The organism is Nonomuraea sp. NPDC049419, assembly GCF_040676995.1.
In the GTDB taxonomy this organism is placed as follows: domain Bacteria; phylum Actinomycetota; class Actinomycetes; order Streptosporangiales; family Streptosporangiaceae; genus Nonomuraea; species Nonomuraea salmonea.
Genome location: NZ_JBFAQB010000007.1, coordinates 303,313 through 317,228 on the forward strand (window position 1 = coordinate 303,313; position 13,916 = coordinate 317,228).

A 13,916-nucleotide genomic window follows, 5' to 3' on the forward strand; every position below is an offset into this window, starting at 1 on the left:
CCGCAGCGGGTCAGAGCGGGCGTTTCGTGCCGGATTCGCCGTCGGCCAGCACCATGACGATCTTCCGGAACGCGCGTCGGACGTTGTGGCGTCGAGCGGCGTGCCGACGAGGGAAGCGAGGACGAGCCCGTGATCCTGCCACTTCTCGCCCGCCGCCTTCCTGTCGCTCCGCTGTTGCTCGCGGTGCGCCTTGAGCGCTTCCACGCAGCGCTTGGGCAGTGCCAGGGAACGCCGGGAGCGCTTGGTCTTGGTATCGCCTCCGCATCAAGCCCGGCTCTGACCGCAGGACGACACATGACCGAGGAACGGCGACCGGCCGACGTACACGCGAAGCCGGGCTTGACGCTCCGTCCCCGGCCCGCTGCCGCTACGCGGTGAGTCGACGGCGTACGAGGTGGCGGGCAGGGGACCGGACCGCAACATGGTCACCGTGGCGGGAGAAGAGGCATGGCAGGCGGCGTGCCTTCATCTGCTCCAGGCGCGACCAGCCTGACGCAGGCCGGGCAGGCCCGTGCGGCTGTGGGCAGGAAAGGTAGGCACCACCCCAGCGTCGGCAACGGGCGCACCGTCTCCCCGCACAGGCTCACCTTCCGGTTGGCCTGCACCGCGTGCTGTACAACTGCCTCCTGCTGACCGGACAGGCCGAGGCGGTAGCCGTCCGATCGGGTGACAGGTCGTGCCTCGTCATCGTGGATCAGCAGGTCGTCCAAGTGGATCGGCCAGCGCTTCACTCCTCCCGGCATCTCGTGCGCATCTCCGTCCAGCGCGAGCAAGGCCAGAGTGCCGTTACGCAGCACCGCTATCACGGTCCCGAAGCGTCCGAGGAGGAGGGAAGCCCACGCTCGTGTTGATGCCGGGCTGTGGAGCATGCCCGTGATCTCGGCGCGGCAGCCGACTCTGGTCGAGGGGGTGGTCACAGCGCCTGCTCTCCTGCTTCCTGCTCCTTCAACTGCTCCGCGAGTTGGGCGATGTCGTCCGCGTCGATCGTTTGTGCCAGGCCGCGATCTATCTCGCGCTGAGACAGACGACGACCGTTTCGGGTGGCCCAGATGCGACCGGCGGAACTACGCCAAATGCACCAACCGGGAAATGCCGCTTGGAGGTCTTCGAGAATTACCGGGGTTGACATGGGATCAGCGTGCTTACCTGCGCGTGACAAACCCACCGCGTTACCAAGACGTCCAGGACGTTATGGCGTTACGCTCCAGACGTCCCTGACGTCCTCAGCGCGAGGTGTACCGTGGCCAATGTCCCCCTACGCAGAGCCATGCTGAACGCCCAGGTCACGAACCAGAGCTTGGCCGACCGATGTGGCGTGGACGTCAAGACGGTGGAACGCTGGCTGCAAGACGAAACGCGCGTTCCGCACATGCGACACCAATGGGCCGCCGCAGAGGCACTAGGAGTTGAGATCGCCGTGCTATGGCCAGAAGCAATCCGCAATACGGTGAAAACCGGGCCGGACAAGGAAGTCTTGACCGTTTATCCCTATCGCTCTGCATGTCCGAAATCTATCTGGCGCAATCTCATCAATTCGGCGCGCAACGAAATCGTCTTCGCCGGTTACACGAACTACTTCCTGTGGCTGGAACACCCCAACCTCGCGAAGGTGCTCAAACGAAAGGCCCAGCAGGGCTGCAAGGTCCGGTTCCTCGTCGGTGACCCGGAGAGCGAGGTCACCCGGCGGCGTGAGGAGGTGGAGAACGTTCCGCTGACCGTCTCCACGCGCATCCGGATCACCTTGTCAGAGGCCGAACAGCTACGAGACGTTCCGGGCGTAGAAGCCCGGTTCGGCGACGAGCACATCGCCATGAGCGTGTTCCGGTTCGACTCGGAGATGCTCGTCACGCCCCACCTGGCCAAGCTGGTCGGGCACGACTCGCCTATGCTGCACCTGCGGCGGTATCAGGATGACGGCCTGTTCGACCGGTTCGCCTACCATGCCTCTGAGCTGTGGAGCAACGGCCGAGACGTATGGCAGCAGGCCCAGCCAACCGGCCAGATTCTGGGTGACTAACTGAGTGACAACCGGCCCGGACGACCAAGGATCTGAGGGGATCGTACGGGACGGCCATACCAGGTGGGGGCGGGTTTCGGCCGTTATCCCGCCCCGTCGTGATGTGCCTGGGGGTCAAGGGGTCGCAGGTTCAAATCCTGTCGTCCCGACGGTTGCGAAGCAGCAGGCCATCTCCGATGAGAATCGGAGATGGCCTCTTCGCATTTCGAGATGATGAAGATGCCCGCGGCCGATCAGTACGCCCTTCTCGCGGCCCATGGTTTCGGCGAGACGTTCGCCGCGTCGTGGATCGAGAACGAGGATCGCGGCGAGATCGCCGGCCTCCTCGGGCTCGACCGGCGCAGCTCGCGGGAGGCGTCTCTGGAGCAGGAGGAGACGCCGACGCCGGACGGGTTCCTTTCCTTCAACGGCCACGACGCCGTCTGGATCGGGCCGCACGCCCCCGGCTGGTCCGCCGTGGTCGGCCTCAGCGACGACGACTGGTTCCGCACCGCCGGCACGGTCTTTCGCGTGTCCTGAGGCTCTGCAGCGAGCCAGGTGCGCCGCAGCGGGTCAGAGCGGGCGTTTCGTGCCGGATTCGCCGTCGGCCAGCACCATGACCTGCGGGGTGCGGACGACCGTGGCGGCCTGTGCGCAGTCCGAGGGGCCGGCGGCCTGGGCCGGGGCGGTGGTGAGGGCGAGGACGGCGACGAGCGTGCCGGCCGAGGCGGCGGTGCGGCGGGCCCAGGGGCGGGTTCTCATGCGGGTCTCCCGGTTCTCGAGGCGCGGGTGTCCCCGGAGGCGGGGTCCCCGATCACGGTTCCTGGTCAGTTTCAGGATCCGTGGCGGGCATGCGGGTGTCCATCGCGTGGCCGCGGATGGCCAGTTGTCGTATGAATATAGGATTTGTACGATGACTTGCGTACGCCAGCCCCACCCTGACCCCGCGAGGTTCCTCATGGCCGACCGCATCCGTCACGTCACGCTCTCCTCCGTCACGCTCCCCCTGGACGTGCCCGTCAGCGACGCCAAGGTGCTCACCGGGCGGCAGAAGCCGATGACGGAGATCGTGTTCCTGTTCGCCGAGATCGCGACCGAGGACGGGCATTCCGGCACCGGGTTCGGCTACTCCAAGCGGGCCGGCGGCCCCGCGCAGTACGCGCACGCCAAGGAGGTGGGCGAGATCCTCATCGGGCAGGACCCGTCCGACATCGGCAAGGTGTACGACACGCTGCTCTGGGCGGGCGCGTCCGTGGGCCGCTCAGGCGTGGCCACGCAGGCGCTGGCCGCCATCGACGTGGCCCTGTGGGACCTGAAGGCGCGGCGGGCCGGGCTGCCGCTGGCGAAGCTCCTGGGGGCCTACCGGGACTCGGTGCGGGCGTACAACACATCGGGCGGCTTCCTGCACGCGCCGATCGAGGAGGTGACGCGGCGGGCCGCGCAGTCCCTGGCCGACGGCATCGGCGGGATCAAGATCAAGGTGGGGCAGCCGGACATGAAGGAGGACCTGCGGCGGCTGGCGGCGGTCAGGGAGCACCTCGGGGACGGGGTGCCGCTGATGGTGGACGCCAACCAGCAGTGGGACCGGGCGTCGGCGCTGCGGTTCGGGCGGGCCGTGGAGGACTTCGGGCTGGTGTGGATCGAGGAGCCGCTGGACGCGTACGACGCCGAGGGGCACGCCCAGCTGGCCGCCGCGCTGGACACGCCGATCGCGACCGGCGAGATGCTCTCCAGCGTGGCCGAGCACGTACGGCTCATCGAGGCCCGCGCCGCCGACGTCATCCAGCCCGACGCGCCCCGCGTCGGCGGCATCACCTCCTTCCTGCGCCTGGCCACCCTCGCCGATCATGCGGGGCTGCAGCTCGCGCCGCACTTCGCCATGGAGATCCACCTCCACCTGGCCGCCGCCTACCCGCGTGAGCCGTGGGTGGAGCACTTCGAGTGGCTGAACCCGCTGTTCAACGAGCGCCTGGAGACGCGCGACGGGCGCATGATCGTGCCGGACCGCCCCGGGCTCGGGTTCACGCTGAGCGAGCAGTGCCGCGCGTGGGTGACGGACAGCGTCGCGTTCGGCAAGGCGTGACCCGCGTGGGCGACACGATCGCGTACGTCCGGTTCGCCCGGTACGCGGTGCCGCTCGCGGCCCCCGTCAGCGACGCCAAGGTGGCCACGGGACGGCAGCGGCCGCTGTCCCAGATCGACGTGCTGACCTGCGAGATCGGCACCCGTGACGGCCTGCGCGGGCTCGGCTTCTCCTACACGACGAGGGCGGGCACCCCGGCGCAGTACGCGCACGTCAGGGAGGTGGGGGAGAGCCTGCTCGGGCGCGACCCGTCGGACATCGGCAAGACCTGTGAGGCGCTGCTGTGGGCGGGCGCGTCCGTGGGCCGCTCCGGGGTGGCCACGCAGGCGCTGGCGGCCGTGGACGTGGCCCTGTGGGACGTCAAGGCGCGGCGGGCCGGGCTGCCGCTGGCGAAGCTCCTGGGCGCCCACCGGGACTCCGTGCGGGTCTACAACACCTCGGGCGGTTACCTCCAGGCGCCCCTGGACGAGGTCAAGGAGGGGGCCGCGCAGTCCCTGGCCGGCGGGATCGGCGGGATCAAGATCAAGGTCGGGCAGCCCGACATGCGCGAGGATCTGCGGCGGCTGGCGGCGGTCAGGGAGCACCTCGGGGACGGGGTGCCGCTGATGGTGGACGCCAACCAGCAGTGGGACCGGCCGAGCGCGCTGCGGTTCGGGCGGGCGGTCGAGGACCTGGACCTGGTGTGGATCGAGGAGCCGCTGGACGCGTACGACGCCGAGGGGCACGCCCAGCTGGCCGCCGCGCTGGACACGCCGATCGCGACCGGCGAGATGCTCTCCAGCGTGGCCGAGCACGTCGATCTCATCGAGGCCCGCGCCGCCGACGTCATCCAGCCGGATGTGCCGCGCGTCGGCGGCATCACCCCCTACCTCAAGGTCGCCGCGCTGGCCGACCACGCGCACACGCAGGTCGCGCCGCACTTCGTGATGGAGATCCACGTGCACCTGGCCGCCGCGTTCCCGCGCGAGTCGTGGGTGGAGCACATCGAGTGGCTCGCGCCGCTGTTCGAGGAGCGGATGCGCATCGAGGGCGGGCGGATGGCCGTGCCGGACCGTCCAGGGCTGGGGCTGAGCCTGGCCGGGCGGGCCCGCGACCGGCTGATCGACGACGTCGAGTTCCACGGCTCCGGCCGGTAGATTGTCCGCCGTGCCGAGCGACCAGAGGGACGTCACGCCAGGCGGCCAGAGGGACGTCACGCCGCGCGATCAGAGGGACGTCACGCCGGGCGGCCGGAGGAATGCCATGCCGACCGGCCGGAAGTCGGCGCGCAGGATCGGGCGGGACGGCGGGCGCGGGCTGGCGCACGAGCTGGTCGAGCGGCTCCGCGCCCGCATCCTGGCCGGCGAGATCAGGCCGGGCGACAAATTGCCCACCGAGTCGTCGCTGATCAAGGAGTTCGGGGTCAGCCGCACGGTGGTGCGCGAGGCCGTCTCGCGGCTGCAGGCGGCCGGGCTGGTGGAGACGTTCCAGGGGCGGGGCTCGTTCGTGCTGGCGCTGCCGCCGCCCACGGCGTTCTCGGTGGAGGCGGCGCAGGTGCGCACCCACCGCGACGTCCTCGACATGATCGACTTCCGCATCGGCGTCGAGACGGAGGCCGCCGGGCTGGCCGCTGAGCGGCGTACGGACCTGCAGCTCAAAGCCATCGAGCGGGCCCTGATCGACCTCGGACGGTCAGGCGAGCAGCCGGGACACGCCGTCGAGGCCGACTTCGCCTTCCACATGAAGGTGGCGCTGGCCTCGGGCAACCGCTTCTACTCCGACCTGCTGGCCTCGCTCGGCCCCATGATGATCATGCTGCCGCGCACCCGGCTCGAACATGTCTACACAGTCTCCGACGCCACCCACCTGACGCGGGTGACGCTGGAGCACGAGAACGTCTACCGCGCCGTCGCCGACAGGGACGCGGCGGCGGCGCGGGCGGCGATGCGGCTGCACCTGTCCAACAGCCGCGCCCGCCTGCAGGCCCCGTAGGCGGGCTACCAGCGGGCGGTGTTCGGGGTGAAATCGGGGACGATCGAGCGCATGTACGCGGTGTCCTCGCGCCCGCGCTGCCCGCAGCGCAGATACTGCTCGTGCAGCGCGGCCAGCGCGTCCTCGTCCAGCTCGACCCCGAGGCCGGGGCCGCGCGGCACGGCCACACTGCCGTCGCGGAACTCCAGCACGCCCGGCTTGACGACCTCCTCGGTCTTCCACGGGTAGTGGGTGTCGCAGGCGTAGGTGAGGTTGGGCGTGGCGGCGGCCAGGTGCGTCATCGCGGCCAGGCTGACCCCGAGATGCGAGTTGGAGTGCATCGACAGCCCCATGCCGAACGTCTCGCAGATGCCCCCGAGCAGCGCCGAGCGGCGCAGCCCGCCCCACAGGTGGTGGTCGGAGAGCACGACCTGCACGGCGTCGGCGGCCACGGCCGGCTTGAGGTGCTCGAAGGCGATCACGCACATGTTCGTGGCCAGCGGCAGCTCGGTGTGCTTCGCGACCTCGGCCATGCCGTCGATGCCGGGCGTCGGGTCCTCGAGGTACTCCAGCACGCCGGACAGGCGATCGGCCATCTCGATCGAGGCGCCGACGGTCCAGGCGCCGTTGGGGTCGATGCGCAGCGCGTGGCCGGGGAAGGCGGCGGCCAGCGCCTCGACGGTCTCGGCCTCGTGGCGGGGCTCGTACACGCCGCCCTTGAGCTTGATGGCGGTGAAGCCGTACTCGTCGACCATCCGGCGCGCCTGGGCGACCAGCTGCTCCGGCGTGCGGCCCTCGCCCCAGGTGTCCTCGTCGTGGCCGGGGTGCCCGGCCCATTTGTAGAACAGGTACGCCGAGTACGGCACCCGGTCGCGTACGGCGCCGCCCAGCAGGTCGCTCACCGGCCGGCCGAGCGCCCTGCCCTGGAGGTCGAGCAGCGCCACCTCGAACGGCGACACCACGGTGTCCACGGCGCTGGAGACCTCCAGCATGCCGCCGAAGCTGGCTCCCGCACCGCCGGTCGAGGCGCCGAGCGTCTCGGTGACGACGCGGCGCAGGGCGTGCAGGTCGAAGACGTCGGCGCCGGGCAGGGCCGCGGCCACCGCCTCCAGGCGGCCGAGATGCGCCTCGTCGGCGTACGTCTCGCCGAGCCCCACCAGCCCCTCGTCGGTGTGCACCTGGACGATCGCGCGCAGCACGTACGGCTGGTGCACGCCCACCACGTTGAGCAGAGGCGGGTCGCGGAAGGCGACGGGCGTGACGACGACCCGGCTGACCCGGCCGGCGGTGACGGTCATCAGATCCTCTCCTCGGCACGATCGGCGGCGGCCTGCGCCGGTTTGCGGCGCACGAGCCTGCGGATCAGCGGCCAGGCGGCCACGATCACCACGATGGCGAACACCGTCCCAGAAATGGGGCGGGTGAGGAAGCCCGCCGGGTTGCCGCCGAAGATGAGCAGCCCCTGACGCGCCGAGCTCTCGATCATCGTGCCCAGCACGAACGCCAGCACCAGCGGCCCCGGCTCGAAGCCGAACTTCTTCATCAGGTAGCCCAGCACGCCGAAGGCGATCACCAGGAAGATGTCGTAGACCTGGTTGCGCACGGTGTAGGCGCCGAGCAGCGTGATCAGCACCGTGATGGGCGCCAGGATGGCCGGGCGTACCCGCAGGATCCTGACGAACACCCCGACCATGGGGATGCTCATGATCAGCAGCAGGATGTTGCCGATGTACATCGAGTTGATGACGCCCCAGAAGACGTCGGGGTGCTCGGTGACGAGCTGCGGCCCCGGCTGGATGCCCTGGATGAGCAGCGCGCCGAAGATCAGCGCCATCGTGGCGTTGGCTGGGATGCCGAGGGTCAGCAGCGGGATGAACGAGGAGGTGGCGGCGGCGTTGTTGGCGGTCTCGGGCGCGGCCACGCCCTCCACCGCGCCGCGGCCGAAGCGCTCGGGCTGCTTGGCGCGCCGCTTCTCCAGCGCGTACGCCGCCAGCGACGACAGCACGGCCCCGCCGCCGGGCAGCACGCCCAGCACGAACCCGACCAGCGAGCCCCGCCCGATCGCGCCCTTGGACTGGCTGAGGTCGCGGCGCGACGGCCAGACGTTGCCGACCTTGGCGGGGGAGTGCACCTTGTTGTGCCGCTCCTCCAGGTTGTAGAGGATCTCGCTGAGCCCGAACAGGCCCATGGCGATCGGGATGAAGTCGATGCCCTCGGCCAGGTTGAGGCTGCCGAAGGTGAAGCGCTCCGCACCGGTGAACGTGTCGCGGCCCACGGTCGCGATCAGCAGGCCGACGCAGGCGGCGATGATGGCCTTGAGCTTGTTGCCGTTGCCGATCGAGGAGATCAGCAGCACGCCGAGGATGCCGAGCGCGGCGTACTCGGGCGGCCCGAAGTCGAGGGCGAAGCCGGCCACGATCGGCGCGACGAGGGTCAGGCCGACGATCGAGATCGTGCCGCCGACGAACGAGCCGATGGCCGCGATGCCGAGCGCCGTGCCCGCCTTGCCCTGTTTGGCCAGGGCGAAGCCGTCGAAGACGGTCACCACCGAGGACGCCTCGCCGGGCAGGCGCAGCAGGACCGAGGTGATCGTGCCGCCGTACTGGGCGCCGTAGAAGATGCCCGCCAGCATGATGATCGCCGAGACCGGCCCGATGCCGTACGTGATCGGCAGCAGGATCGCGATCGTCGCGCCGGGCCCTAGGCCGGGCAGCACGCCGATGAGCATGCCGATGATGACGCCGACCAGGCAGTAGAGCAGGTTGGCCGGCTCCAGGACGACGCCGAAGCCGTTGAGGATCGGGGAGATGTCCATGTGACTTTTCTCGGGGCCTTCCTCAGATGAGGCGGGGGAGCGGGATCTGCAGCAGCAGCACGAAGAGCACGTAGAAGGCGGCCACGGCGCCGATGCTGATCACGATGGAGGAGCGCCACGACTCCTTGCCCAGCCAGCGCAGCCAGACGAACATCAGCAGCGCCGAGGGGATCTCGAACCCGATCACCGGCAGCAGTGCGGCGAGCAGCACGAGCGTCACCAGGCCGACCACGGTCTGCAGGCTCGCGCGGGAGAACCGCTCGGTGTCCCGCAGGCCGCGGCCGGTGATGAGGAGCACCGCCGACAGCACGACGATGACGACGCTGATGGCGAACGGCCACAGGCCGGGGCCCGGCTGGGTCAGCGCGCCGAGGCCGAGCGCGTACGAGCCGGCCGCGCCGAGCAGGCCGACGACCAGCGCCACCAGCGCGGCGCCGACCTGGGCGGCCGGGCCCGCGTGCGGGGGCCTGGCCTCCTCCATCTCGGCCTGGATCCGGTCGGCCTCGGCCTGCAGCACGGCGGCGTCGTCGGAGTCCGGTGGCGGCGCCGGGTCGGACACGGACATGGGGGTACTCCTTCGCAGGAAGGGGGATCAACCGGCCAGGCTGATGCCGAACTCGTCGAGCTTCGCCTTGAACGTCGAGGAGTCCTTCTGCAGCGCGTCGAGGACCTCCTGCGGGGAGACCTCCATCGGAGTGAGCGAGTTCTGCTCGTTGAACTTCTTGTACTCCGGTGTGGCGAACGTCTTCTTCGCCGCGTCGAGCAGCTTGGACTTGACGTTCTCCGGCGTGCCCTTGGGCGCGGTCAGGAAGCGGTATTGCGTCACCTGGACGTCGAAGCCCTGCTCGATGGCGGTCTTGACGTCGGGCAGGTAGGGGATGCGCTCCTTGGAGAACACGGCGAGCGGCACGAGCTTGCCGCCCTTGATGTTCTCGATGGCCTCGCCGATCTGCATGGTGGAGACGTCCACCTGGTTGCCGAGCAGGGCCGTCAGGTTGGGGGCGCCGCCGTCGAAGGGCACGGCCGTGGCGTCGATGCCGGCGGTCTTGAACGTCAGCGCGGAGGCGAGCTGGGCTCCGGTGCCGACGCCGGTGGTGCCGTACCGGATGGTCTTGCCGGCCTTCTTCATGTCCTCGATGGACGTGAAGCCGGACTTGGGGTTGGTGGCCATGACGTAGTCGTCGCGGGAGACACCGGTGATGACCTCGAAAGAGTCGATCTTGGTGGCCTCGGCGGGCGACACCGTGAGCGGCGTGATCGTGAACAGCGAGGCGTTCTGCACGGCGATCTTGTAGCCGTCGGGCTTGGCGGCCTGCAGCTCCTTGGCCGCGAGCGCGCCGTTGGCGCCGGGCTTGTTGATCACGGGCGCGGAGACGCCGAGCTCTTTGGCGATGCCCTGGGCGAGCGCGCGGGTGATGAGGTCGGAGGAGCCGCCGGCGGAGGCGCCGACGCTGAACTCGATGTTGCCCGACGGATATTCCCCGTCGCCGCCCCCGGAGGAGGTCGTCTTGACACCACCGCACGCGGTCAGCGCCATCGCGGCGACGGCACCGGCGACACCCAGGAGGATGCGGCGGGGGGCTGTCCGAGATGTCGACATGGACTTCTCCTTCATGCGGGCGGGGGCCGCCCGTGGCTTGCTCTGTGCGGAGATGCAGTTGCGTCAGGTTACGGCAAGGTTTCCGCTGTTTTGGTTCTCCGGAGACTAAGGACCTGGCTTGATGCCTGTCCAACCTCTTTTCGGTATCGAGTGATACTCTGCGAGCATCATGCTGACCCTCGACCAGATCCGGGCCTTCGTCGCGGTCGCCGAAGAGCTGCACTTCGGCCGCGCCGCCGACCGCCTGCGCATGACGCAGCCGCCGCTCAGCCGCCACATCCAGAAGCTCGAACGCGCCGTCGGCGTGACCTTGCTGGAGCGTGACAACCGCCGCGTGGTGCTCACCGATGCCGGGCGCGGCTTCCTGGAGGACGCCCGGCGCATGCTCTCGCTGGTCGACACCGCGGGCGACCGGGCGCGCCGGATCGCCAGCGGCGCGGCGGGCACCGTGCGGCTCGGGTTCACCGCCGTCTCGGCCATCAGCATGCTCGGCACGCTGCTGCGCCGCCTGGCAGAGCAGCTCCCCGACATCGACGTCATCCTGCACGAACGGGTGACCGCGGGGCAGGTGGACGGCCTGCTGCGCGGCGAGCTCGATCTCGGTCTCGCCCGGCCGCCGTTCGACATCGCCACGCTCGACTCCCGGGTCGTCTTCCGCGAGCCGCTGTGCGCCGTCGTGCCCGCCGGGCACCGGCTGGCCGGGCTCGGCAGGCCGCTCGCGCCCGACGACTTCGACGGGCTCGCGGTGATCAGTTACAACCCCGTACAGTCGCGTTACTTCCACGAGCTGACCGTGCGCTTCCTCACCAACGCGCACGCCCGCATCGAGCAGCAGGTGCACCAGATCCTCACCGCCGTGCTGCTCGTGGCGGCCGGGCGCGGCGTGGCGCTGGCGCCCGCCAGCGCGCGCTCGCTCGGCGTGGACGGCATCGCCTTCTGCGACCTCGTCCGCGGCGGCGGCGACCCGCTCGACGCCGGCGCGGCCACCGGCGAACCCGTCGAGCTGCACGTCATCTGGGACCGCAACTCGACCAACCCCGCGCTCGGCCGGGTGCTCGACCTGCTGCCCGACCTGGAGGCATGATGCTCGTAAGGCATCGCCGGATACAGAATCGCACTTGGACAGGAATCACTCCTCCTTCTTAGCCTGTCGGACGTCAGACCTTTCAGCCGATGCGGGGAAACCCCACGGCCGCATGTCAAGCGAGGAGCCTCATCGTGTCCAGTTACTCCCCGCAGGAGCTCGCCACCCAGCTCAAGAGCGGTTTGCTGTCGTTCCCCGTCACCCACTTCACCGGCGACCTGGAGTTCGACGAGCCGCGCTACCGCGAGCACCTGTCCTGGCTGAGCGGCTACCCCGTCGCCGGCCTGTTCGCCGCGGGCGGCACGGGTGAGGGCTTCTCGCTGACCGGCGCGGAGATCGACCGGGTGGTCCGCGCCGCCGTGGACGAGGTCGACGGGCGCGTCCCCGTGATGGCCCCGGCCACCGGCGGCACCGCCAACGCCGTCGCCCAGGCCAAGGCCGCCGCGGCGGCCGGCGCCGACGGCCTGCTGCTGATGCCGCCCTACCTCACCGAGGCCGGCCAGGCGGGCCTGGTCGAGCACGTCTCCGCCGTGTGCGCCGCCACCGACCTCGGCGTGATCGTCTACAGCCGGGCCAACGCCGTGCTCAACGACCGCTCCGTGGCGGCCCTCGTCGAGCGGAACGAGACGCTCATCGGCTTCAAGGACGGCGTCGGCGACATCGAGAACCTCACCCGCATCTACGCCTCCGTCGGCGACCGCCTGGCCTACATCGGCGGCCTGCCCACCGCCGAGACCTTCGCGCTGCCGCTGCTGCAGCTCGGAATGAGCACGTACTCGTCGGCCATCTTCAACTTCGTGCCGCAGTACGCGCTCGACTTCTACGCCGACGTGCGCGCCCAGGACCGGGAGGCCGTCTACCGGCGCATCCGCGAGTTCGTGCTGCCCTACCTCGACATCCGCGACCGTATGAAGGGCTACGCCGTCTCCATCATCAAGGCCGGGCTGACCGCCGTCGGCCGCCCCGCCGGGCCCGTGCGCCCGCCGCTGCAGAACCTCACCGAGGGCGAGCTCGCCGAGCTGACCGCGCTCATCAACAAGATCAGCTAGGGGGATCCTCCCGAGATGTCGCCCACCATCGCGAGCGTCGAGGTCGTCCCGGTCGCCGGGTACGACAGCATGCTCCTCAACCTCAGCGGCGCCCACGGGCCGTTCTTCACCCGCAACGTCGTCATCGTCACCGACTCCGACGGGCGTACCGGGCTCGGCGAGGTGCCCGGCGGCGAGGCCATCAGGCGGACCGTCGAGGAGGCCGGCGCGCTGCTCGCCGGGCAGCCGGTCGCCCGCTACCGCGCCCTGCTGCGCGACGTGGCCGGCCGTTACGCCGCCCGGGACGCGGGCGGGCGCGGGCAGCAGACCTTCGACCTGCGCACCACCGTGCACGCCGTCACCGGCCTCGAGTCAGGGCTGCTCGACCTGCACGGCCAGTACCTCGGCCTGCCCGTCGCCGACCTCCTGGGCGAGGGCAGGCAGCGCGACCGCGTGCCGATGCTCGGCTACCTGTTCTACGTCGGCGACCCCGGCAGGACGGACCTGCCGTACCTCGTGGACGACGAGGGCGACGACCAGTGGTCGCGGCTGCGCCGCCGGGAGGCGCTCACCCCCGACGCGGTGGTCGCGCTGGCCGAGGCCGCCCAGGAGCGCTACGGCTTCACCGACTTCAAGCTCAAGGGCGGCGTGCTGGCCGGCGAGGAGGAGATCGAGGCGGTCAGGGCGCTGGCCCGCCGGTTCCCCGAGGCCCGCGTCACGCTCGACCCCAACGGCGGCTGGCCGCTGGCCGACGCCGTACGGCTGTGCCGGGACCTCGGAGGCGTCCTGGCCTACGCCGAGGACCCGTGCGGCGCCGAGGGCCGCTTCTCGGGGCGGGAGACGATGGCCGAGTTCCGGCGGGCGACCGGGCTGCCGACCGCGACCAACATGATCGCCACGGACTGGCGGGAGCTGGCCCACGCCGTACGCTCGGACGCGGTCGACATCCCGCTGGCCGACCCGCACTTCTGGACGATGGCGGGCTCGGTGCGCGTCGCGCAGCTCTGCCACGACTTCGGGCTGACGTGGGGGTCGCACTCCAACAACCACTTCGACATCTCGCTCGCCATGTTCACCCACGTCGGGGCCGCCGCGCCGGGCGAGATCACGGCGCTCGACACGCACTGGATCTGGCAGGACGGCCAGGCCCTCACCACCAAGCCGTTCCAGATCACGGACGGCGCCGTCCAGGTGCCCGACACGCCGGGGCTCGGGGTCGAGCTGGACAGGGACGCCCTGGCCGAGGCCCACGACCGCTACCTGCGCCACGGTCTGGGCGCCCGCGACGACTCCGTGGCCATGCAGTACCTGGTGAAGGACTGGACCTTCGACCCGAAGCGGCCCTGCCTGGTCCGCTGAG

Annotated in this window: 15 protein-coding genes and 1 tRNA gene; 9 read left to right on the forward strand and 7 right to left on the reverse strand. The window is 70.4% G+C overall.

Going from position 1 to position 13,916, the window contains the following annotated elements; translation table 11 throughout:
- Window positions 1-425: 425 nt before the first annotated feature.
- A complete protein-coding gene (locus AB0K12_RS23320; protein WP_364564665.1) occupies window positions 426-797 on the reverse strand; it encodes a hypothetical protein in 372 nt (123 codons plus the stop codon).
- A gap of 116 nt (window positions 798-913) precedes the next feature.
- Window positions 914-1,129 (reverse strand): hypothetical protein, encoded by a 216-nt coding sequence (locus AB0K12_RS23325; RefSeq protein WP_364564669.1) that lies wholly within the window; start codon window positions 1,127-1,129, stop codon window positions 914-916.
- 111 nt (window positions 1,130-1,240) lie between these two features.
- Here AB0K12_RS23325 and AB0K12_RS23330 point away from each other — a divergent pair, with 111 nt between their 5' ends.
- The 3 genes from AB0K12_RS23330 (at window position 1,241) to AB0K12_RS23340 (ending at window position 2,536) form a co-directional block, all read left to right on the forward strand.
- Complete coding sequence (locus tag AB0K12_RS23330; RefSeq protein ID WP_364564675.1) at window positions 1,241-2,017, forward strand: hypothetical protein; 777 nt, start codon at window positions 1,241-1,243, stop codon at window positions 2,015-2,017.
- A 46-nt stretch (window positions 2,018-2,063) separates the two neighbouring features.
- Window positions 2,064-2,166: transfer RNA gene (locus AB0K12_RS23335), tRNA-OTHER, on the forward strand.
- Window positions 2,167-2,227: 61 nt separating this feature from the next.
- Entirely contained in the window at window positions 2,228-2,536 is a 309-nt protein-coding gene (locus AB0K12_RS23340) for a hypothetical protein (protein WP_364564680.1), read from the forward strand.
- A 33-nt stretch (window positions 2,537-2,569) separates the two neighbouring features.
- On the opposite strand, the gene AB0K12_RS23345 is transcribed toward AB0K12_RS23340, so the two are convergent.
- Window positions 2,570-2,758: a hypothetical protein gene (locus AB0K12_RS23345; RefSeq protein ID WP_364564683.1), complete on the reverse strand. Its 189-nt coding sequence runs from the start codon at window positions 2,756-2,758 to the stop codon at window positions 2,570-2,572.
- A gap of 151 nt (window positions 2,759-2,909) precedes the next feature.
- Here AB0K12_RS23345 and AB0K12_RS23350 point away from each other — a divergent pair, with 151 nt between their 5' ends.
- From AB0K12_RS23350 to AB0K12_RS23360, 3 genes are all read left to right on the forward strand, one after another.
- The gene (locus tag AB0K12_RS23350; RefSeq protein ID WP_364564690.1) at window positions 2,910-4,079 is read left to right on the forward strand and encodes a mandelate racemase/muconate lactonizing enzyme family protein; all 1,170 of its coding nucleotides are present in this window, start codon (window positions 2,910-2,912) and stop codon (window positions 4,077-4,079) included.
- Complete coding sequence (locus AB0K12_RS23355; protein ID WP_364564695.1) at window positions 4,076-5,215, forward strand: mandelate racemase/muconate lactonizing enzyme family protein; 1,140 nt, start codon at window positions 4,076-4,078, stop codon at window positions 5,213-5,215. Before AB0K12_RS23350 ends, AB0K12_RS23355 begins: the two co-directional genes overlap by 4 nt.
- Before the next feature lie 106 nt (window positions 5,216-5,321).
- On the forward strand, window positions 5,322-6,050 hold the full coding sequence (locus tag AB0K12_RS23360) for a FadR/GntR family transcriptional regulator (RefSeq protein WP_364564701.1): 729 nt from the start codon (window positions 5,322-5,324) through the stop codon (window positions 6,048-6,050).
- A 5-nt stretch (window positions 6,051-6,055) separates the two neighbouring features.
- On the opposite strand, the gene AB0K12_RS23365 is transcribed toward AB0K12_RS23360, so the two are convergent.
- From AB0K12_RS23365 to AB0K12_RS23380, 4 genes are read right to left on the reverse strand one after another with little or no spacing between them, the layout of a single operon-like run.
- Window positions 6,056-7,327 carry a glucarate dehydratase family protein gene (locus tag AB0K12_RS23365; protein ID WP_364564706.1) on the reverse strand — a complete coding sequence of 424 codons (1,272 nt, stop codon included), beginning with the start codon at window positions 7,325-7,327 and terminating at the stop codon, window positions 6,056-6,058.
- Window positions 7,327-8,844, reverse strand: coding sequence for a tripartite tricarboxylate transporter permease (locus AB0K12_RS23370; protein WP_364564710.1), 1,518 nt, complete (start codon window positions 8,842-8,844; stop codon window positions 7,327-7,329). The genes AB0K12_RS23365 and AB0K12_RS23370 overlap by 1 nt, the downstream gene beginning before the upstream one ends.
- Before the next feature lie 22 nt (window positions 8,845-8,866).
- Window positions 8,867-9,409, reverse strand: a complete 543-nt coding sequence (locus AB0K12_RS23375) for a tripartite tricarboxylate transporter TctB family protein (RefSeq protein WP_364564713.1) — start codon at window positions 9,407-9,409, stop codon at window positions 8,867-8,869.
- A 27-nt stretch (window positions 9,410-9,436) separates the two neighbouring features.
- Window positions 9,437-10,444, reverse strand: a complete 1,008-nt coding sequence (locus AB0K12_RS23380) for a tripartite tricarboxylate transporter substrate binding protein (RefSeq protein ID WP_364564717.1) — start codon at window positions 10,442-10,444, stop codon at window positions 9,437-9,439.
- Between the two features lie 169 nt (window positions 10,445-10,613).
- Between AB0K12_RS23380 and AB0K12_RS23385 the strand changes: the two genes are divergently transcribed.
- The 3 genes from AB0K12_RS23385 to AB0K12_RS23395 all read left to right on the forward strand — a co-directional run bounded on the left by AB0K12_RS23385 (window position 10,614) and on the right by AB0K12_RS23395 (window position 13,915).
- Complete coding sequence (locus AB0K12_RS23385) at window positions 10,614-11,528, forward strand: LysR family transcriptional regulator (RefSeq protein WP_364564724.1); 915 nt, start codon at window positions 10,614-10,616, stop codon at window positions 11,526-11,528.
- A 134-nt stretch (window positions 11,529-11,662) separates the two neighbouring features.
- Entirely contained in the window at window positions 11,663-12,577 is a 915-nt protein-coding gene (gene kdgD / locus AB0K12_RS23390) for a 5-dehydro-4-deoxyglucarate dehydratase (protein ID WP_364564730.1), read from the forward strand.
- Window positions 12,578-12,592: 15 nt separating this feature from the next.
- Window positions 12,593-13,915, forward strand: coding sequence for an enolase C-terminal domain-like protein (locus AB0K12_RS23395; protein WP_364564735.1), 1,323 nt, complete (start codon window positions 12,593-12,595; stop codon window positions 13,913-13,915).
- Window position 13,916: the final 1 nt, after the last annotated feature.